The organism is Devosia sp. T2-14 (genome assembly GCF_055397495.1).
Map to the genome: position 1 here is coordinate 1,744,073 of NZ_AP027921.1, position 18,941 is coordinate 1,763,013.

General features: G+C 63.4%; 17 protein-coding genes. 12 read left to right on the forward strand and 5 right to left on the reverse strand.

All coding sequences use genetic code 11. The features are described 5' to 3' along the window. Nucleotides 1–50: 50 nt before the first annotated feature. Nucleotides 51–1,466, reverse strand: a complete 1,416-nt coding sequence (locus ACZ5WT_RS08610) for an FAD-dependent oxidoreductase (protein ID WP_464286957.1) — start codon at nt 1,464–1,466, stop codon at nt 51–53. Nucleotides 1,467–1,699: 233 nt separating this feature from the next. Between ACZ5WT_RS08610 and rpmH the strand changes: the two genes are divergently transcribed. The 4 genes from rpmH (at nt 1,700) to yihA (ending at nt 4,814) form a co-directional block, all read left to right on the forward strand. Next, entirely contained in the window at nt 1,700–1,834 is a 135-nt protein-coding gene (gene rpmH / locus ACZ5WT_RS08615) for a 50S ribosomal protein L34 (RefSeq protein ID WP_046136922.1), read from the forward strand. A 23-nt stretch (nt 1,835–1,857) separates the two neighbouring features. Beyond that, nucleotides 1,858–2,253 (forward strand): ribonuclease P protein component, encoded by a 396-nt coding sequence (gene rnpA / locus ACZ5WT_RS08620; protein ID WP_464286958.1) that lies wholly within the window; start codon nt 1,858–1,860, stop codon nt 2,251–2,253. Then, complete coding sequence (gene yidC / locus ACZ5WT_RS08625; RefSeq protein WP_464286959.1) at nt 2,250–4,094, forward strand: membrane protein insertase YidC; 1,845 nt, start codon at nt 2,250–2,252, stop codon at nt 4,092–4,094. The genes rnpA and yidC overlap by 4 nt, the downstream gene beginning before the upstream one ends. Before the next feature lie 75 nt (nt 4,095–4,169). After that, the gene (gene yihA, locus ACZ5WT_RS08630) at nt 4,170–4,814 is read left to right on the forward strand and encodes a ribosome biogenesis GTP-binding protein YihA/YsxC (protein ID WP_464286960.1); all 645 of its coding nucleotides are present in this window, start codon (nt 4,170–4,172) and stop codon (nt 4,812–4,814) included. Between the two features lie 37 nt (nt 4,815–4,851). Here yihA and ACZ5WT_RS08635 read toward each other — a convergent pair whose 3' ends face one another. From ACZ5WT_RS08635 to ACZ5WT_RS08645, 3 genes are all read right to left on the reverse strand, one after another. Continuing rightward, nucleotides 4,852–6,285: a M81 family metallopeptidase gene (locus tag ACZ5WT_RS08635; RefSeq protein ID WP_464286961.1), complete on the reverse strand. Its 1,434-nt coding sequence runs from the start codon at nt 6,283–6,285 to the stop codon at nt 4,852–4,854. Next, nucleotides 6,285–7,475, reverse strand: a complete 1,191-nt coding sequence (locus ACZ5WT_RS08640) for an MFS transporter (protein WP_464286962.1) — start codon at nt 7,473–7,475, stop codon at nt 6,285–6,287. The genes ACZ5WT_RS08635 and ACZ5WT_RS08640 overlap by 1 nt, the downstream gene beginning before the upstream one ends. 71 nt (nt 7,476–7,546) lie before the next feature. After that, the gene (locus ACZ5WT_RS08645) at nt 7,547–8,032 is read right to left on the reverse strand and encodes a hypothetical protein (protein ID WP_464286963.1); all 486 of its coding nucleotides are present in this window, start codon (nt 8,030–8,032) and stop codon (nt 7,547–7,549) included. A 386-nt stretch (nt 8,033–8,418) separates the two neighbouring features. On the opposite strand from ACZ5WT_RS08645, the gene ACZ5WT_RS08650 reads away from it, so the two are divergent. The 7 genes from ACZ5WT_RS08650 (at nt 8,419) to ACZ5WT_RS08680 (ending at nt 16,825) form a co-directional block, all read left to right on the forward strand. Further along, complete coding sequence (locus ACZ5WT_RS08650) at nt 8,419–9,573, forward strand: Gfo/Idh/MocA family protein (protein ID WP_464286964.1); 1,155 nt, start codon at nt 8,419–8,421, stop codon at nt 9,571–9,573. 12 nt (nt 9,574–9,585) lie between these two features. Continuing rightward, complete coding sequence (locus ACZ5WT_RS08655; protein ID WP_464286965.1) at nt 9,586–10,473, forward strand: carbohydrate ABC transporter permease; 888 nt, start codon at nt 9,586–9,588, stop codon at nt 10,471–10,473. Between the two features lie 95 nt (nt 10,474–10,568). After that, nucleotides 10,569–11,411 carry a carbohydrate ABC transporter permease gene (locus ACZ5WT_RS08660; protein ID WP_464287175.1) on the forward strand — a complete coding sequence of 281 codons (843 nt, stop codon included), beginning with the start codon at nt 10,569–10,571 and terminating at the stop codon, nt 11,409–11,411. A 121-nt stretch (nt 11,412–11,532) separates the two neighbouring features. Next, a complete protein-coding gene (locus tag ACZ5WT_RS08665; RefSeq protein ID WP_464287176.1) occupies nt 11,533–12,714 on the forward strand; it encodes an ABC transporter substrate-binding protein in 1,182 nt (393 codons plus the stop codon). Between the two features lie 73 nt (nt 12,715–12,787). Beyond that, on the forward strand, nt 12,788–13,864 hold the full coding sequence (locus ACZ5WT_RS08670; RefSeq protein WP_464286966.1) for an ABC transporter ATP-binding protein: 1,077 nt from the start codon (nt 12,788–12,790) through the stop codon (nt 13,862–13,864). A gap of 33 nt (nt 13,865–13,897) precedes the next feature. Further along, nucleotides 13,898–14,764, forward strand: coding sequence for a MurR/RpiR family transcriptional regulator (locus tag ACZ5WT_RS08675; RefSeq protein WP_464286967.1), 867 nt, complete (start codon nt 13,898–13,900; stop codon nt 14,762–14,764). A 45-nt stretch (nt 14,765–14,809) separates the two neighbouring features. Beyond that, nucleotides 14,810–16,825 carry a beta-N-acetylhexosaminidase gene (locus ACZ5WT_RS08680; RefSeq protein ID WP_464286968.1) on the forward strand — a complete coding sequence of 672 codons (2,016 nt, stop codon included), beginning with the start codon at nt 14,810–14,812 and terminating at the stop codon, nt 16,823–16,825. Nucleotides 16,826–16,890: 65 nt separating this feature from the next. On the opposite strand, the gene ACZ5WT_RS08685 is transcribed toward ACZ5WT_RS08680, so the two are convergent. Next, nucleotides 16,891–18,348, reverse strand: coding sequence for a M81 family metallopeptidase (locus tag ACZ5WT_RS08685; RefSeq protein ID WP_464286969.1), 1,458 nt, complete (start codon nt 18,346–18,348; stop codon nt 16,891–16,893). A gap of 197 nt (nt 18,349–18,545) precedes the next feature. Between ACZ5WT_RS08685 and ACZ5WT_RS08690 the strand changes: the two genes are divergently transcribed. Beyond that, on the forward strand, nt 18,546–18,929 hold the full coding sequence (locus tag ACZ5WT_RS08690) for a RidA family protein (RefSeq protein ID WP_464286970.1): 384 nt from the start codon (nt 18,546–18,548) through the stop codon (nt 18,927–18,929). The last annotated feature ends 12 nt before the right edge of the window (nt 18,930–18,941 follow it).

The following is an 18,941-nucleotide window of genomic DNA, read 5'->3' on the forward strand; positions in this document are numbered from 1 at the left end:
AGGCAAAGCAGGCCCGTTCGTAAGCCCCTGCCCGGAGTCGTTGGGAGCCGTCAGCGGCGTGCGGTGAAGCGCCGGGTCCAGCTGGAGCGGGGTTGCTCGGCAGCGAACTCCTCCGCCAGCGTCACCAGCAACTGCGCAAGGCTCGGCTGGGGCAGGGCCAGGCGGGCCAGCTCGGCCAGCGGCAGGCCGCGCGCCATGGCCAGGGCCAGCATGGCAATTGTTTCGCCAGCGCCGGAGCCCAATAGGGCGGCGCCCACCAATTGCCCCTTGGCGTTGACCACCAGCTTGCCGGTGCCATGGGGCGCCCCAAGGGCGCGCGCGGCGTTATTCTCGGCGAGATTGGCGCGCAGCACGCGCTGGCCGGCGCGCAGGGGAGCCTTGCCGTCCATGAGGCCGACCTGCGCCAGAGCGGGCTCGGTCATCAGCAGGCGGGGCGCTTGCTGTGGATCAAAGCGGGACTTGCCCCGGCCGGTAAGGCGATCGAGCAGCAGGCCCGCCTGCAGCCGGGCGAGGTGGGGTTCAAATTGCCCTGCAGCGCCGCCCAGGGCAGAGATTCGGCCATTGGAGGTCTGACCATCCGGGCCAACCAGCAGGTGATCAGCGCGGATCCGGTCGCGCCGCAGATCGGCTTTTTCCAGCAGGGCCGGGTCGAGATCGGGCAGCCGGCCCATGGCGACAAGAATATGCGAGACGTCGAGGCTGTCCTCGCCGCCCGCGCGCAGCAGGGTGACGCCGGTGCCCTGGCTGCGCGGCACGATGGCGGTAACCTCGGCGTCCTCAAGAATGGCCAGCCCTTCTTCGCGCAGGCTGCGCAGCAGGGGCGCCACCAGTTCGGGATCAAAACCGGGCAGGAGCCCGCCTTGTGGCACGACAGTCACCTTGGAGCCGAGCCGGTGATAGGCCTGAGCCAGTTCGAAGGCCGCGGGTTCGCCGCCGATCACCACCAGGTGGCTCAGCTTGCGCAAGTTGTCGGCAATGGTGTCGGGCGTGAAGAATGCGACCTGGTCGAGGCCGGGCAGCGCCGGAATCACCGGGGCGGCGCCAGTCGCCAAAGCAAATTGACGGGCGCGGATCGTAGTGTCGCCGCAGCGCAGCGTGCTTTTGTCCATGAAGCGGGGCGCGCCGGAAAGCACCGTGATGCCCAGTGCGGTCAGCCGTTCGTCGCTGTCGCAGGGCGAGACGGAATCGGCGATGGCGGCGGCGTGCTCGCCAATGGTGCGGAAATTGGGCTTGGGCTCACTATTATTGAGTCCCAGCGTGGCGGCACTGCGCATGGCCTGCGCCCGCGCGGCGCTGGCAACAAAAGCCGCGCGCTGCAGGCTGGCATGCGGGCCGTCGCCGGCCTCCGCTATGTCGCGCCGGACCAGTACAACATCGAGCCCCCGCTGCCGGGCGCTGATCGCAAGTTCGATTCCCAGCGAACCCGCGCCGATGACGCAGAGATCGGGTTTGATGATGTCTGCCATTACCGCCAACGGCCAGAATAGAAGCTTGGTGGAACTTATGGTGTGATATTGTCGCGATGACAACCGGGCGACGGGCGTGGGGAAGTGCAAGGACTCGCGTTGACTTGGTGCCGAGTTTTCCCTATAGACCCCGACAACCCGCACCGTGGGCGCCCAGCGCTTGATGTGTGTCCGAAATTCTTGCTTTGAGCAGAGCCCAAAAAGAGGAACCGTGCTAGCCGCGGTTTGATGTCATGAAGCGTACTTATCAGCCATCCCAGCTCGTGCGTGCCCGCCGTCACGGTTTCCGTGCCCGCATGGCTACCAAGGACGGTCGCGCGATCATCAATAAGCGCCGCCGCGACGGCCGCAAGAAGCTTACGGCCTAAGGCCAGCTGGCCGGATGACGGCCATGGAGCCGCCTGCCAAGCCATTGCGCCGGCTCATCAAGCGTTCGCAGTTTCAACGGGCCGCCCGGGGCAATCGCGCCGGGCGTTCTGCGTTTGGGCTGCAAGCTGTGGCGGTTGCCGAGCCCGAGCCGGGCATCGGCTTCACCGTCACCAAGAAAACCGGCAATTCCCCACAGCGCAATCGCATCAAGCGCCGCCTTCGCGCGGCTGTGACAGCATGTGCGCGTGACTTTGTGCCCCACCATGACTATGTGCTGGTCGGGCGGAGGGAAGCCCTCAGCGAACCCTTTGCCAAGCTGGTTGCCGATCTGGGCGCACTGATAGTGCGGGTGCATAATCCCAAATCGTCCGACGAGCGCCAATCTTCCGGCCGCGGCCCACGGAAACCGAGACAATGAACGACAATCGCAATGTGATCCTTGCCATCGTGCTCAGCATGTTCGTGCTGTTCGGCTGGCAGTTCTTCGTTGCCGGTCCGCAGATGGAGCGTGCACAGCAGCAGGCTCAGATTGCTGCCGAGCAGGCGCAGTCCGAAGCCGCCCTTGCGACGCCCACGGTTACCGTCAATGCCGACGGCACGACCACCGTCGCTGCTGCGCCGGCCGCCGATGGCACCGCTGTCTATGCTGACCGCGCCGCTGCCCTTGCTGCATCGAGCCGTGTCGTCATCGACACTGAAGACCTGCATGGCTCGATCAACCTCACCGGCGCGCGTCTCGACGACCTCGAGCTCAAGCAGTACCGCGAGACGGTCGATCCCAATTCGCCCATCATTACCCTTTTGACCCCGGCCGGCGCGCCAAATGCCTATTTCGCCGAGCAGGGCTGGGTGCCCGCTTCGGGCGCCTCGATTGCCGTTCCCGATGGCAAGAGCGTCTGGACCGTCGAGGGTGCCAACACCACGCTGACCGCCGCGACGCCGGTGACCCTGCGCTGGGACAATGGCGCGGGCCTGGTGTTCCGCCGCACCTTCGCGGTTGACGAGCACTACCTCTTCACCGTCACGCAGGCGGTCGAGAACAATACCGGCGGCGACGTCGCGCTGTTCCCCTATGCCCGTATCGCCCGTCACGGCACGCCCAAGGTCGCCAACTTCTTCATCCAGCATGAAGGCCCGCATGGCGTTCTCGGCGACAACAACCTGATTTCCAAGAAGTACACCGATCTGCAGAAGGATCAGCAGGCCCGCTTCGACAATACGAGCGGCTGGCTGGGCTTCTCGGACAAGTACTGGGCGACCGCCGCGCTGGCCAAGCCCGACGCCTCGATCAACGCGCTGTTCTCGTGGAAGAACACCGGCACCTATGACGACTACCAGACCAGCTTCGTCGAGACGACGCCGGTCGTGGTTGCACCCGGTGCAACGGCTTCCCATGAAAGTTATCTGTTCGCCGGCGCCAAGGAAGAAAGCGTTATCGCTGCCTATGAGAAGCAGTATGGCTTTGACCGCCTCGAGCTGCTGATCGACTGGGGCTGGCTGCACTTCATCACCAAGCCGATGTATTACCTGCTGACGTTCCTCTATGGCGTCTTGGGCAATTTCGGCCTCGCCATCCTGGCCGTGACGGTTATCGTCAAGGCGATCTTCTTCCCGCTCGCCAGCCGTTCCTTCGCCTCCATGGCCGCGATGCGTCGCGTCCAGCCGGAAATGAAGTCGATCCAGGAGCGCTTCAAGGAAGATCGCACTGCCCAGCAGCAGGCGATGATGGAGCTCTACAAGCGCGAGAAGATCAATCCGCTCAGCGGTTGCTGGCCGGTGCTGGTCCAGATCCCGGTCTTCTTCGCGCTCTATACCGTTATCTTCATCAGCCTCGACATGCGCCATGCGCCGTTCTTCGGCTGGATCCAGGATCTGGCTGCGCCCGATCCGACCAACATCTTCACCCTGTTCGGGCTGATTCCGTGGGATCCGACCGTGCTGCCCTTCATCGGTTCGTTCCTGCATCTGGGCGTCTGGCCCGTGATCATGGGCATCACCATGTGGGTCCAGATGAAGCTGAACCCGCCGCCGCCCGATCCGACCCAGGCGATGATCTTCAACTGGATGCCGGTGATCTTCACCTTCATGCTGGGCACGTTCCCTGCGGGTCTCGTGATCTACTGGGCCTGGAACAACACCCTCTCGGTGACCCAGCAGTGGTTCATCATGAAGCGCCACGGCGTCGAGGTGAACCTGATCGGCAACATCCTCGACAGTTTCAAGCGCAAGCCCAAGACCGCCGAGCCCACCAAGTCCTGATCGCCACAACCGATCAATCGTGCTACTGCCCGCCGGACCCCTCCGGCGGGCTTATCGTTTGAAGCGAGTACCATCATGAGCGACGTCGATTATTCGCCCGACATCATCGAACGCGGCCGGCTGCTGTTTGCGCGCCCCTTCATGTTCACCAAGGGCTGCGTGCGCATCGCCGACCTGCCGCCGATGGACAAGGTCGAGATTTCCTTTGCCGGGCGCTCCAATGTCGGCAAGTCGAGCTTGATCAACGCGCTTTGCGGCACGTCGGGCCTAGCGCGCACCTCCAATACGCCCGGTCGCACGCAGGAACTCAATATCTTCGAGAGCCAGAGTGAAAACCTGCGCATCGTCGATATGCCCGGCTATGGCTATGCCCGCGCACCGGAAGACAAGGTGCGGCAGTGGACCAAGCTGATCCATCAGTATCTGACCGGCCGCGCCACGCTGCGCCGCGTCTATGTGCTTGTCGATGGGCGCCATGGCCCCAAGGACAATGATCTGACGGTGATGAACGAGCTCGACAAGGCGGCAGTGAGCTACCAGATCGTGCTGACCAAGGCCGACAAGCCGCTCAAGAAGGAACTCGACAAGGTGGTCGCCGCGACACAGGCCGCTATCCTGAAGCGCCCCGCTGCGCATCCGCGCGTCATCCTCACGTCTTCGGAACGTGGCGACGGGCTGCGCGACCTGCGCACCGAAATCGCGATGCTTCTTGAAAGCTGATGTCAAAGGGCCCGTATCACACGGGCCCTTCTTGGTTCTAACGGGCGCGCGCTGACCACAGCACCTTGGGGCTGAAGGCAAAGCCCTTGTCGAAGGGATATTGCGGCGCGTTCTTGTGCTTGCGTTCCAGGCGCTCAACGAACTGGTCCACTACGCCCGGCGACAGGGCCATCACGCTCGGATTGGCGATAGGGCCGAGGTCGGGCGAGAGGTAACCTGATTTGACCACGACGATCTTAGCCGTGCGCGGGTCGAGCCCCAGCCGGGTGAAGTCCGGGATATTGTGGTAGGGCCGCCGCCGCGCTGATAGCACCAGATCGATGCCGCCAATGCGCACTACGGCCTCGCGCAGCTGCGCCTGGTCGGTTTCGAGCAGGAACAGCACCTCGGCTTCGGTGTCCACCGGTTGGCTGGACGTATCGAGCGAGGCGCCGATATGCAGCTTGAGCTTTGCACCCACACCAGCGGCATAGGCCGCGTCGGTGGCCGCCTTGTCGGCGATGCCGGCAAACACCACGCCCTGCGCTTTTTTGGCGATCAGCGCCGCCAGAACTTCGGCGCGGTCGCCGACGCCGCCGCCGGTGGGGTTGTCACCTGATTCGGCGAGCACGGCGGGGCCGGTGGGCGCGGCCATGGCCCAATCGACGCATTCAGCAATGCTGCCGACCTTGGTGCCGAAAACAAAGCCCTCGCGCAGATCCCAATAGTCCTGCGCCAGATGGCGCGCGGCTTCCGTCATGGCGGAGCGGTCGATGCCGGTCACCACGGCGCAGGCCGTGGCGCGGGGTTCGTCGGCCCACACATAGCCCACCTGGAACGAGGCATCCCAGATGCCGGTGGGGTCTTCGACGGCTTCGATCTGCGCATAAAAGCTGCGCGCCGGCTCGTCCTGGGTGGAGGTCCGCTCGCCCGGCAGCAATACCGGCACAGGCGCCCAGGCCAATACGGGGCGCTGGCCCGTCCGCAGTGCGCGTACCAGCATGTTCACGACGCGCCGCATCGTGTCTGGCGTGTCGATATGCGGGGCGGTGCGATAGGTGGAGAAGATATCGAGATTGTCGATGATGGTCTGGCTGATATTGCCGTGAAGGTCATAGCTCGCCGCGATCAGCACGTCGGGGCCCACCACCTGCCGCACCGCCGAGATGAAGTCGCCCTCGGCATCAAACAGGCCTTCGACAAACATCGCGCCATGCATAGCGAGATAGACGCCATCAAGAGGAAGCGCCGTCTTGAGCCCGGCAAGGATTTCGGCTTTCCACGTATCGTAGATGCCTCTTTCCACCGGTCCGCCTGCAATGGCGCGGGCATGCAGGATGGTGGTGAATTCGGCGGGGAAATGCGTCAGGAAATCGAAATAGGCATCCTTCAGCATGGCCGGGCCACGCAGCACCCGGAAATCGGCTTCCCGCGCCAGAACGGGGTTATAGGTGCTGCACTCGGTATGTAGGCCCGCTACGGCAATCCGCATCACAGTACTCCGGGAACTTCGGCTTCAAGGTCGGCCTTGGGCGCTGCCTTGCCGGTGGCCAGGCGCCCCGTGAGGAACAGGCTCACCAGCAGCACCGGCACCAGGCACGCAATGCCCACGCGCATGTCGAAATGTTCTGCAACAAAGCCGATCACCGGCGGGCCCACGAGGAAGCCGAGCAGCGCGATGAAGCTCAGGATCGCCACATTGGCCGAAGCGGTGCGGTCGGTGAGGCTCGCGGCAGCGGTCACTGCCAGCGGGAAGCCCACCGACACGCCGAGCCCGATCACCGCGAAACCCACCAGCGCCACGGCCGTATTGGGTGCGAAGAACAGCAGCACCGCGCCGAACACGGCCAGGGTGCCGCAGATGCGGGCAGTGTCCACGGCGCCGAAGCGGCGCTTGAGCGTGTCGCCACCAAACCGGCCGGCGGCCACCATCATGGCAAACACCGAATAGCCCAGCCCCACCATGCCCGCTTCGGCGCCCAGCGCGTCGCGCAGGAAGATTGCCGACCAGTCGGCCATGGCGCCCTCGGTCATAGTGATGCCGAAGACGAAGAAGCAGATACCGAGCAGCGCCCAGCTTGGAAACGCCCAGACCGACCGTTGCGGCTCGCCGCTCTTGGGGGCGTCGGGCGCGTAGCTGGGCAGCATGTTCGCCACCACCAGCGCGACCGGCAGCACGATGATGGCCACCGTCATGATCGCCCATTTGGCCTCGAGCCCCACGGCGGCAAGGCCCGAGCCGATCAGGCTGCCAACCATGATGCCGACCGACCAGAAACCATGCGAGGTGGTCATGATCACCGAGCCGGTGGCCTTTTCCACGGCGTCAGCCTGCACGTTGAGGCCCAGCTCGACGAAGGAAATGGTCGAGCCGGCAAGCATCAGCGCCACGAACAGCATGACCGGGTTCATGGCAAAGGCGGGCAGGCTTGCTGCAATCGTATAGAGCACGAAGCCGAAAAGGATCGCCATGCGCGGGCCGATCCTGCCCACCAGCGGCCCGGCAAAGGGCAGCGTCAGCAAGGTGCCGCAGGGCAGGCCAAGCAGGGCAATCGCCAATCCCGCCGGTCCCAGCCCCAGCGCCTGTTGCACATCGGGGATGCGCGGCAGCCACGACCCGAAGGCGATCGGCTGCAGGAAGAAGATCAGCATGGTCAGGCGTTGCGGCGACAGGAACGACATGATGGCTCTTTGGCTCACTTGTTGTCAGTTGGTGTGGCGCCGCCCTCCCGGCATCGCCATCCGCAGTCGTGTCAGGCGGGCACGCCCATCGGGTAGGGCAGATAGCCGGCAAAGCCGGTCAGTTTCCAGACGCCGCCGACCTTGCGGCAGAAGTAGAGCGTCTGCCAGTTGAGGACGTCCTTGCCGCCATCGGCCAGGGCGATCTCGCCGTCGAACTTCTTGTGCGCGATGGCGATGTCGCCATTGATCTCGATTTCGGTGAGGCTGGTGGCGCGGTGAATGCCGGCCAGCACGTCCTCGGCGTACTCAAGCTTCTGGCTTTCCTTGGCCTGGCGGATCCAGTCATCGCGATAGGCTTCAAGGGTGGGGAAGCTGATGCGCCAGGCGTCCGGGTTGCCTGACTTCTGGCCATTGATGCCCAGGAACCCTTCCTTGATGAAATCGCCATCGACCATGCTCCAGTCTGCGGCGACGAAGGCGGCGATGTCGCGCTCGACCAACATGGTCCAGATTGCGCTGCGGTCGGGGTCCTGGGAGAATGGGTTCGTGCTGCTCATGTCGGTCTCGCGGGGTTTGGTCCGGGGCCGCGCAGAGGCGTGTTGCCGGCCCTGCGCAAGTGTGTTTCATATTTTCATCGGTGTCATCTGCGTGACGGCAAAATATGGAGCCCAGATGAATACCAATTTGAGCATGCTGCCCGTTTCCGATGGGCTTGTCCACACAGGTTTGAGCAGCACAAGCACCGTAAATGCCTACAAACGCAGCAAAAGGCTGATGCGATAGGCAATTTTTTCGGGTGGCTTTAATTGGTATTGAAATGGATTCGAATTCGTGTTGACATTGGTTTCAGAACGATCCTAGTCTTGAAAATAGTTTACAGAATAGCTGTACGATCCGAAAGAGGTTGGCAGCTAACTGGGTTCGGGAAGAGCACGGGAAGAGCATGCGAGTAGGCATTATTGGCCTTGGCTATCGGCTGGGCTACCTGGCGCGGGTATTTTCCGCTGCCCGGCCTGATTTTTCTATTGTCGGTTACGTGGATCCAGCCCCTGCCGGGCTGCCTTACACCCAGGAACATGGCATTTCGGTCGGCAAGTCCTATGACTCGCTCGAAGCCCTGCTCGACAATGAACAGCTCGACCTGCTGATGGTGGGTTCGCCCAACCATCTTCACCTCCAGCACATCCGGACCGGCCTTGAGCGCGGTCAGAAGATCTTCACCGAAAAGCCGGTGGTGACCACGGTCGAAGAGACCATGGAACTGGCGAGGCTGATCGCCGAATACGGCTCGGACAACCTGATGGTTGGTCTCGTGCTGCGCTACGCCCCCCTCTATGTCGATCTGCGCAAGGCGCAGGCCGAGGGGCTGCTGGGCGATATCACCTCCATAGAGGCGTCCGAGCACATTCCGCCCTATCATGGCGCGTTCTTCATGCGCGACTGGCGCCGCTACGAGCGCTATTCGGGCAGCTTCATGCTCGAAAAGTGCTGCCACGATCTCGATCTTTATAACGGGGTCATGGGCTGCCGCCCGCATTACGTCTCCAGCTTCGGTGGTCGCCGTACGTTCGTGCCCGCCAATGCCCCGCAAAACCTCGGCATCAACGATCTCGAGGTCTACCATCGCAAGCCGAGCGGCTGGATGGGCGACGACAAGGTGTTCGACAGCGACGGCGACATCATCGACTACCAGACGGCGATGGTGCAGTACGAAAACGGCGCTGCGCTGAGCTTCCACACCAATCTCAACGTCCCCGACGATTTCCGGCGCTTTGCCGTGATGGGCGCCAAGGGCATGGCCGAAGGCGACTTCATCCGCAATTTCCTGCGCGTCACCGACTCGCGCACCTCCGGCCGCCTGGTCGATGCCAGTTACAAGACCACCGGCCTCAGCCAGCACTATGGTGCCGACGAGCAGATGGCCGAAGACATTCTCAAGCACATGATCGAGGGCGCGCCCCTTCCGGTGTCGGTGACCGACGCGCTGGAAGCCGGGTTGCTGGCCTTGGCAATGGATAAGGCGATGCGGACCCGTTCCGTCGTCGACATGGCCCCGATGTGGCAGGAATTCGACGCCGCACTCGGGCGATCGAACTAAGGACATAGAGCCATGACCAGCAGCCGCAGCGCAGTATTATTCGCCTTGGCCCTGCTGGCCCCGGCAACAATCTACATCCTGTTCATCGTCGCCTATCCGCTTGTTGATACGTTCGTGCTCTCGTTCACGAACGCCTCGCTCAAGGCCAGTTACGACTTCGTCGGCTGGGCCAACTATCTGCGCATCTTTACCGCCGGCAACTTTACCGAGGTGATCCTGCGCACCTTCATCTGGACGCTGATTTCGGTGTCGATGAAGATGGTGATCGGCATGTGCGGCGCCGTGCTGCTCAATGCCGCCATCCCCGGCCAGGCCGTGTTCCGCGTCCTCACCATGCCGCCCTGGGTCGTTCCGATCGCTATCGGCGTCTACATGTGGAGCTGGATGTATAACGGCCAGTTCGGCATGATCTCTGGCCTGCTGCAGAATTTCGGCATCATCAGCCGCCCGGTTGCCTGGCTGGCTTATGGCGACACCGCGTTCTGGGCCACCATCGTCACCGACGTGTGGATCGGCGTGCCCATGGTGACCATCTATTTCCTCGCCTCCATGCAGTCGATCCCCAAGGACCTGCACGAGGCTGCCTGGACCGATGGGGCAGGGCGCTTCTACCGCTTCCGTCGCATCACCGTGCCGCTGATGGTGCCGTCCATCATCACCATGAGCCTGCTCAGCCTGATCGCGACGTTCAACTCCTTCGACATCATCTGGATCCTGACCCAGGGCGGACCGTCGGGCTCGACCACCACGATGATCATCGACACCTACAAGACCGCCATCGGCAGCCGCAAATATGGCGAAGGCGCCGCCCGTGCCGTGGTCATCTGTATCTTCGTCTCGCTGTTCTGCCTCGCCTACTTCCGGGCCGTGCGTAAAATCCAGCAGGGAGAAGCCAAATGAGCGACGTTGCCCGCACCACCGAAGCCGCTGCCGGTGCAGCCGCCGAGGACGCTATCCTGGCCCAGCCCAAGCGCCGTGTCCGCACGGCCCGCCCGATGATCGACCGCTACCGCTGGTACGAGATCGTCGGCCTCTATGCCGGCATGGCGGTGTTCCTGTTCTTCGTTCTGTCGCCCTTCATCGAAGGCTTCCTGGTCTCGCTGAAGCCCCTGGCGCAGCTGTTCTCGACGCCCTACAGCTTCATTCCCAAGAACGGTTCCTTCGATGCCTATTTCCGCATCTGGGAAAGCGTGCCCATGCTCGGGCTCTACATCTTCAACTCGTTCTTCATCTCGTCGGTGGTGACGCTGGTGGTGATCGTCGTGGTCGTGCCCGCCGCCTATGCCCTGGCGCGCTTCCAGTTCGCCGGCGCCGGCATCATGATGGGCGCATTCCTCGCGGTGAACATGTTCTCGGGCGCCGTACTGCTGATCCCGCTGTTCCGCCTGATGCGCTCGATGGGCCTGCTCAACACCTATTGGGCGATGATCGTGCCGGGCGCGGCCTTTCTCATCCCGTCGTCGATCTGGCTGCTGCGCACCTATCTGATGCGTATTCCGCGCGAGCTCGACGAAGCCGCCTGGGTCGATGGCGCCAGCCGTCTCTATACGCTGCGCCGGGTCATCCTGCCACTGGCCATGCCGGGCATCGTCGTGGTCGCCATCATGACCTTCATCGGCGCCTATGCCCAGCAGTTCATCTTCGCGCTGACCTTCAACTCCAAGTCCGAATTCATGCCGCTGCCGATTGGCCTGTTCGCCTTCTTCGGCAAGCAGGAGGTGATCTGGAATGAGTTGATGGCCGCAAGCTTCGTCGGCGTGTTGCCGGTGATGGTCGTTATCGTGTTTCTGCAGCGCTACCTCGTGGCCGGGCTGACGGCTGGGGCGGTCAAGCAATAGGAGTTCTGGGCCGGGGGCCCGTACCCCCCGCGCCCCGAGAAGCGCACCCGATCGGGTCGCAAAGCAAGGGAGACTAAACGTGAAAAAAACGACCGGACTTCTCGCGGTATCGCTGCTGGCAATGGCCGCTGCGACTCCTGCGACGTTCGCCCAGGACGTGAAGGAAATCTCCTTCATCAACTGCGGTGACGAACTGACCGCTGGCTATGCCGACTACTTTGCTGCCTGGGAAGCTGAGAATCCCGGCTACAAGGTCGTGCCGGAAATCGTCGGCTGGGGCCAGTGCCAGGACAAGGTGACCACGCTCGCTGCCGCTGGCACGCCGGTCTCCCTGGCCTATGTTGGTTCGCGTACCCTCAAGCAGTTCGCCCAGAACGACCTGATCGTTCCGGTGCCGATGACCGACGAGGAAAAGGCCGCTTACTACAATTACGTTCCCGACACCGTGACCTTCGACGGCACCCAGTGGGCCGTTCCGGTCGCCTTCTCGACCAAGGCCCTGTTCTGGAACAAGGACCTGTTCGAAGCTGCCGGCCTCGATCCCGAAACGCCCCCCAAGACCTGGGAAGAAAAGATCGCTTTCGCCAAGCAGATCACCGAAAAGACCGATGCGGCCGGCTATGGCCTCGTCGCCAAGACCTTCGACAACACGATGCACCAGTTCCTGCATTGGGTTTACACCAATAACGGCCAGATCATCGACGCCGATGGCAACATCACGATGGACAGCCCGCAGGTTCTGGCTGCCCTGACCGCCCTCAAGGACATCGTCCCCTATTCTGAAGAAGGCCCGACCGCCTACGAACAGAACGAAGTTCGCGCCATTTGGCTCGACGGTGGCGTTGCCATGATCGAAGCTTCGCCCGGCGCTGCCATCCGCGCTGAAGAAGCCGGCATGAACTGGGGCGTTGCCAACCTGCCGCTCGGCCCGGACGCCAAGGGCCCCGGCACGCTGCTGATCACCGATGCGCTCGCTGTCTTCAAGGGCACCGGCGTGGAAGATCAGGCCATCAGCCTGGCCAAGTACATCACGTCCGGCCAGCGCCAGTGGGATGCCGAAATGGCGCAGGGTCTGACCCCGCTCCGTCCGCTTGAGCCCAACACCGCCGACCTGCTGGCTGAAAAGCCATACTGGAAGCCGTTCCTGGACGGCATCGAGTTCGGTGGTCCTGAGCCGCTGTTCACCGACTATATCGGTCTGCAGAACGTCATGATCGAAATGGTCCAGTCCGTCGTGACTGGCGCTGCCGAGCCGCAGGCTGCCCTCACCAAGGCCGCCGGCGAACTCGAGCAGTACAAGTAAGGTCCTCCGACCTGGCCGTCGCCCCACGCCGGGGCGACGGCATCTTACCCCCGCCCTATCCGGAGCCGCGGTCATGTCTCAACTTCGCCTCAGCAACCTCGAAAAGTCCTTCAATGAAGCCCGCATCATCAAGGGCATCGACCTGGAGGTGAACGAGGGCGAATTCGTTGTGTTCGTCGGCCCCTCTGGTTGCGGCAAGTCCACGCTGCTGCGCATGATCGCCGGGCTTGAAGACGTGTCCGAAGGCGAAATCGCCATCGGTGGCCGCGTCGTCAACGACCTGCCGCCGGTTCAGCGCGGCATCGCCATGGTGTTCCAGAGCTACGCGCTCTATCCGCATATGACGGTCTACGAGAACATTGCCTTCCCGCTGCGCGTCGAGCGCCTGCCCCAGGCCGAGGTTGAAGAGCGCGTTCAGGCCGCGGCCAAGGTGCTGCAGCTCGAGCCGCGCCTGCAGCACCGTCCCGGCCAGCTGTCGGGTGGCCAGCGCCAGCGCGTCGCCATCGGCCGCGCCATCGTGCGCCAGCCCAAGATTTTCCTGTTCGACGAGCCGCTTTCCAACCTCGACGCAGCGCTCCGCTCTGAGATGCGCATCGAGTTGATGGAACTGCACAAGCGCCTCGGCTCCACCATGATCTACGTGACCCACGACCAGGTCGAAGCCATGACCATGGCCGACAAGATCGTGGTGCTCGATGCCGGCGTGATTTCACAGGTCGGCTCGCCCCTCCAGCTTTACCACAAGCCCGACAACCTGTTCGTCGCCGGCTTCATCGGCTCGCCCAAGATGAACTTCATCAACGGCAAGGTGACCGCCGCCGATGGCACCAATGCCACCATCGACCTGGGCGCACTGGGCGTCATGACCCTGCCGCGCCAGTCGCGCGCGGTTGCCGGCCAGAATGCCACCATCGGCATTCGCCCCGAGCACCTCAATATCGGGGACGGCGAGTTCAGCCTCACCGTGACGCCCAAGATTGTCGAACATCTGGGTATCCACACCGTGATCTATGCCCAGCTCCCGGCTGGCGAGAACTTTGTCGGCCTGTTCGAGGGCGATCCTGAAGTGCCCGAAGGCCAGGCCCGCAAGGTCGGTTTCGCATTGAGGCAGGTCCATCTCTTTGACCAGGCAGGTCTGGCGGTCTACTAGCGCCGAACCAAACTTGCCGGAAGGAAACGGAACATGCTGGACATCGTCGGCCTGCTGCAGACCGAGAAGAACGAGTTCACCCGTTCCGAGCGCGCCCTGACTGAAATCGTGCTGGCCGATGTCGATAGCGTTCTCAAGATGTCGATCGTAGATCTGGCCGCACAGGCCGAGGTGTCGCCGCCCACCGTCACGCGCTTCTGCCGTCGGCTGGGCTGCGACAGCTACGCCGATTTCAAGGTGCGGCTGGCGCAGTCGCGCTTTGTCGGCCAGCGCTATTTCGCCCCGGCATCCGGCCCATCCAGCGTGCGCGAGATCGCCCAGGGCGTCATCAACGGCATCCAGTCCACGGTCTACGAAACCTTCGATCATCTCGATTTCGACGCCATCGAGCGGGCGGCCGAGAGCATTGTCAAAGCCAGCTTCGTCTTGGCCTATGGCTCGGGTGGTTCGTCGTCCATGGTGGCGACCGAAACCGAAATGCGGCTGTTCCGTCTCGGCATCAAGGTTGCCTCCTCCACCGATCATCAGGTGCAGATGATGCGCGCGGCGGCGTCGCCGTCGGGCGCCGTGGTGCTGGCCTTTTCGCTCTCGGGCAACAACCTGCCCCTGTCGCGCGCCATGGCGGTGGCCGGTGAATATGGCCACACCCGCATCATCATCACGCGGTCCAATTCCCCGATGGCCGAGCAGGCCGATATCCTGCTGCCCATCGATCGGCAGGATACGCCCGACATTCTGCGTCCCACCTCGGGGCGCTACGCCTTGCTCGCCGCCGTCGACATTCTGGCCCAGACCGTGGCCACGCGCCTCGGTGCGCCCGCTGTCGCCAGCATGCGCCGCATCAAGCATCAGCTCGTCGTCAATCGCGACGGTGACGATGCACAGCCGCTTGGCGATTGATCCTCGCCATACCTCCTCACGTCTCACCCCATCTCGGAAGCCGCTATGACTACGCCAAGACTTTCGCTTGCTACGACCTGGACGCCCGCGAGTGCTGCCGCCCCGCTCGCCTATGGCCTCAAGCTCACCAATCACGGTGACGAGGCGATCAGCGGTTTCACCCTGGCCTTTTCCGGCCCCGCCCGCATCGACCCGCATGCCACGCTCGACAATGGCAAGCTGCTCAAGCGCCTGTCCAACCACACCGTGGCGGCGCCGCTTGATGGCTATGTGCTCAAGCCGGGCGAGACGTGGGAACTGACCTTCCGCGGCCTCAGCTGGCCGCTGCGTCACTGGCAGGATGGCGCCAACGGCGCCTATGTCGTGCTGGCCGATGGCTCCACGGTCAACATTCCCGTCGCCCCCACCCATGCCACCGGCAATAATGCGCCGCTGCGCAAGGGCGCGACCCGCTACAAGGTGCCGGGCAAGGCCCCCGTTTCCGTCTCCATCGTGCCATGGCCAAAGTCGGTGGCGACCACTGGTGCCCGCACCGCGCCGATGGGCTTTGACCTGCAGCCTCAGGGTGAAGTCTCAGGGAAGGCTGCCGCGGCCTTCACCCGGCTTGTCGATGACCTGTTCCCGGTCGAAGGCATCGTGCGTCCGGCCTCGCAGGCTGGCCTGCCGGTGGCCGTCGTCGTCCAGCCCGGCTTTGCGCCGGAAGCCTATGAAGTCACCTTCGCGGAAAACGACGTTGTCGTTACCGCATCCACCCATGCAGGTCTGGTCTATGGCCTGATCACGTTGGGGCAGATTCTGCGCGGCGCGCGGCAGCATCCGCAGACCTTCGTCTTCCCCACCGCCGGCACCATCAGCGACGAGCCGGGCTTCCGCTTCCGCGGCACCCATCTCGACGTGGCCCGCCAGTTCTATTCGGCCGCCGAAGTGAAGCGCCTGATGAAAATCCTGGCGTGGAACAAGATGAACCGCTTCCATTGGCACCTCAGCGAAGACGAGGCCTGGCGCGTCGAGATCGATGCTTATCCCGAACTCACCGAGATCGGTGCCTGGCGCGGCCATGGCAAGGCGCTGCCGCCGCTGCTCGGCTCGGGGCCCCATCCCACTGGCGGCTTTTATTCCAAGCCGGTGATCCGCGAGATCGTGCAGTTGGGCCTGGATCTGGGCATCCAGATCATTCCGGAAATCGACATTCCCGGCCACAGCTACGCCACACTGCAGGCGCTGCCGCATCTGCGCGACCCCAATGAAGTGGGCGAATACCAGTCGGTGCAGGGCTTCCCCAATAACAGCCTCAACCCCGCCTACGAGCCGGTCTACGAATTCATCGAGAAGGTGATCGAGGAAGTGCTCGAGCTGTTCCCGGGCGGCATCTTCCACCTCGGCGCCGACGAAGTGCCGCTGGCGGCCTGGTCGGGTTCGCCCCTGGCGCTCGACCTGTTGGAAAAGCTGGCTGGTCCCGCCATGCGCAAGAAGCATGAGGCCCAGCTCAACAAGCTCGGCAACCATGGCGGCGCCGACGAAATCGAGGGTTCGCCCACGGCAATCCTGCAGGCCGAGTTCATTCGCCGCGTCCACGAGATCATCGCCTCCAAGGGCGCTGTGACCGGTGGCTGGGAAGAAACCGCGCATGGTGACGTGGTCGACAAGGCCAAGACCTACCTCGTGGGCTGGCGCAATGTCGCGATCAACCGCGCCCTCGCCGCCCGCGGCTACGACATCGTCGTTTCGCCGGGCCAGCGCTACTATCTCGACATGGCCCATTCCACCGATTGGGCCGAGCCGGGCGCTGCCTGGGCCGGCAATTCCAACGCGCAGGAAACTTACGAGTTCGAGCCGCGCGAAGGCTGGAACGAGGCCGAACTGGCCCATCTGCTGGGCATCCAGAGCTGCATCTGGAGCGAGTCCATGACCGACCGGGCGATCTTCGACCGCCTTGTCTTCCCGCGCATCTCGGCCATCGCCGAATCCGCCTGGACCCTGCCCGAACGCAAGAGCTGGAAGCGCTTCGAGGCGCTCGTGGGCATGATGCCGATCCTCTACGGCAACTGGTCGGAAGACTGATCAAAACAAAGGGGGACACCGCTGGTGTCCCCCTCCAATTACTTTGGTTCGTGGCTGCTAGAGCCTCAGGCCCAGGGATTCTCCACCATCGGCCAGATGGTGCGCGGCGCCTTGCGGTAGGGCGTGGTGGCGGGCGTATTGGGATAGGGCTTGCCGGCCGCGCAATAGACGATCTCCGACGCGATGCGCGAGAAGGAATCGTAGAAGTGGTTGGTCGATTTGATCAGCAGGATCTTCCGGGACGTCGGATCGATCCCCATCACCGAAAACAGGCTGGGATCAAAGCTTTGGGCGCGGGTGGAATTGAGGATCACGTCGATCCCGTCGAAATTGATCCAGGCCGCGTCGCCGAACGGGGCGAAGCTCTCGCCGAACCGCATTTCCGCATTCGGCACCAGCCGCTTGACCGTCACGATCTTGTCCACCGGCGCGCCGGTGTCCGGTGCCGACTTGGCGCCGAAGCGCAGCGGGATTTCCGCGCCTTCGCCTGCCGCCATGCAGATCTGCACCGCGATCGGGTCCCACACCGTGCCCACGGCGACGTCGGTCACCCCACGGGCGATCAGCTCTTCGAGAATGACCGTGGCATCGCCGGCTGTGCCGCCGCCGGGATTGTCCCAAACGTCGGCGATGACCACCGGGCCCTTGGGCGCGGCGAGTGCGGCCGACACGGCGGCCTTTTCGTCGACCTGCTTGACCATGAACGTGCCGCGCATGGCGAAGAGCTCACGCCCCAGCGTCTCGGCCAGGGCCGTGCCACGCGCCGCGTCATTGTCGGTGATGGCGATGATCTTGGTGCCCATTTCGGGCACGTCACCGGCCATGAAGCCATGAACCACCGACAGCGACAGCAGGCCCGGCTCGGTCTTTTCGAGCGCGTAGAGCTTGTCGACGAAGCCGCGCATCGGCTGCTTGGAGGTAGGGAAAACGTCGATCATCCGGCAGTCGAATACCGACATGACCGGCGTGACTTCCTTCTTCAGCGTCCGCACCACGATAGACCACAGGTCGCGGGCCCGGTCGACGAAGTCGATATGGGGGAATTCCTTGAACGCGACCAGCGCGTTGGATGCGGCCACGCGCTTTGCGGTCAGATGGCTGTGCGGATCGAATTCGGCGCAGAGCGGCACATCGGGGCCAATGATGGAGCGGATGCAGGTGAGCAGATCCCCCTCGGGGTCGTCATAGCCCTGGGCGACCATGGCGCCATGCAGACCCATCACAACGGCATCGACCGGCATTGCCGCTTCCAGCTGGCCGAGGATTTCGTCGCGCAGCTCTTCATAGGTAGCGCGGGCAACCATGCCTGCCGGATCGGCCCAGCTGGCGCTGCCCTCGATCAGGGTCCAGCCTTCGCGGGCGCACACTTCGCGGCCCACGGTGATCGGCGCGGTGCACAGCGTCGGCGTCGCGGGATGCTCGCCCGGCTTGGCATGCAGCGACGCTTCGAAGGCGCGCTTGTCGATGGCGATGGGCGAAAACGTATTGGTTTCGGTGGCGAGGGCAGCGGTGAAGACGCGCACGGGGAAAAACTCGCAATGAGAGCTACGGGTGGGGATGGGCAGAGTGGAGCCCTTTGACTAGGCTAGCACAGCCCACATACGGCAATCACGTAAGAAATTTACATTTCTTGCGGTCGCAAGCGGGCGAAAACGCAAAATCTTCGCGATATGATGGAAATTACGAAACTGGCTTTCAGAAAAACTGAGGAGTGACTGCTATGCCGATCAAACGTTACGGTGCCGACAAGGCCGGTGCAGGCGGTCAGAACCTGCCTTTCGCGCGTGCCGTCGAAGCCGGTGGCTGGCTCTATGTGTCGGGCCAGGTGGCCATGAAGGACGGCGAGATCATCAATGGCGGGATTGTCGACCAGACCCACCTGACCATCCAGAACATCATCGCTATTCTTGAAGAGGCTGGGTACGGCCTCGAGCATGTCGTCCGCTGCGGCGTGTGGCTGGATGATCCGCGCGATTTCTGGAGCTTCAACGGCGTCTACAAGAGCTATTTCGGCGCCAACCCGCCCGCCCGCGCCGCCGTGCAGAGCCACATGATGGTGGACTGCAAGGTCGAGATCGAATGCGTCGCCTATAAGGGCCCGTAAGGGGCGAGTTGA

What these genes read in the sequence shown, in the direction of transcription:
- ACZ5WT_RS08610 (WP_464286957.1), bottom strand. Translation starts at nt 1,466, where the DNA reads ATGGCAGACATCATCAAACCCGATCTCTGCGTCATCGGCGCGGGTTCG.
- rpmH (WP_046136922.1), top strand. Translation starts at nt 1,700, where the DNA reads ATGAAGCGTACTTATCAGCCATCCCAGCTCGTGCGTGCCCGCCGTCAC.
- rnpA (WP_464286958.1), top strand. Translation starts at nt 1,858, where the DNA reads ATGGAGCCGCCTGCCAAGCCATTGCGCCGGCTCATCAAGCGTTCGCAG.
- yidC (WP_464286959.1), top strand. Translation starts at nt 2,250, where the DNA reads ATGAACGACAATCGCAATGTGATCCTTGCCATCGTGCTCAGCATGTTC.
- yihA (WP_464286960.1), top strand. Translation starts at nt 4,170, where the DNA reads ATGAGCGACGTCGATTATTCGCCCGACATCATCGAACGCGGCCGGCTG.
- ACZ5WT_RS08635 (WP_464286961.1), bottom strand. Translation starts at nt 6,285, where the DNA reads ATGCGGATTGCCGTAGCGGGCCTACATACCGAGTGCAGCACCTATAAC.
- ACZ5WT_RS08640 (WP_464286962.1), bottom strand. Translation starts at nt 7,475, where the DNA reads ATGTCGTTCCTGTCGCCGCAACGCCTGACCATGCTGATCTTCTTCCTG.
- ACZ5WT_RS08645 (WP_464286963.1), bottom strand. Translation starts at nt 8,032, where the DNA reads ATGAGCAGCACGAACCCATTCTCCCAGGACCCCGACCGCAGCGCAATC.
- ACZ5WT_RS08650 (WP_464286964.1), top strand. Translation starts at nt 8,419, where the DNA reads ATGCGAGTAGGCATTATTGGCCTTGGCTATCGGCTGGGCTACCTGGCG.
- ACZ5WT_RS08655 (WP_464286965.1), top strand. Translation starts at nt 9,586, where the DNA reads ATGACCAGCAGCCGCAGCGCAGTATTATTCGCCTTGGCCCTGCTGGCC.
- ACZ5WT_RS08660 (WP_464287175.1), top strand. Translation starts at nt 10,569, where the DNA reads ATGATCGACCGCTACCGCTGGTACGAGATCGTCGGCCTCTATGCCGGC.
- ACZ5WT_RS08665 (WP_464287176.1), top strand. Translation starts at nt 11,533, where the DNA reads ATGGCCGCTGCGACTCCTGCGACGTTCGCCCAGGACGTGAAGGAAATC.
- ACZ5WT_RS08670 (WP_464286966.1), top strand. Translation starts at nt 12,788, where the DNA reads ATGTCTCAACTTCGCCTCAGCAACCTCGAAAAGTCCTTCAATGAAGCC.
- ACZ5WT_RS08675 (WP_464286967.1), top strand. Translation starts at nt 13,898, where the DNA reads ATGCTGGACATCGTCGGCCTGCTGCAGACCGAGAAGAACGAGTTCACC.
- ACZ5WT_RS08680 (WP_464286968.1), top strand. Translation starts at nt 14,810, where the DNA reads ATGACTACGCCAAGACTTTCGCTTGCTACGACCTGGACGCCCGCGAGT.
- ACZ5WT_RS08690 (WP_464286970.1), top strand. Translation starts at nt 18,546, where the DNA reads ATGCCGATCAAACGTTACGGTGCCGACAAGGCCGGTGCAGGCGGTCAG.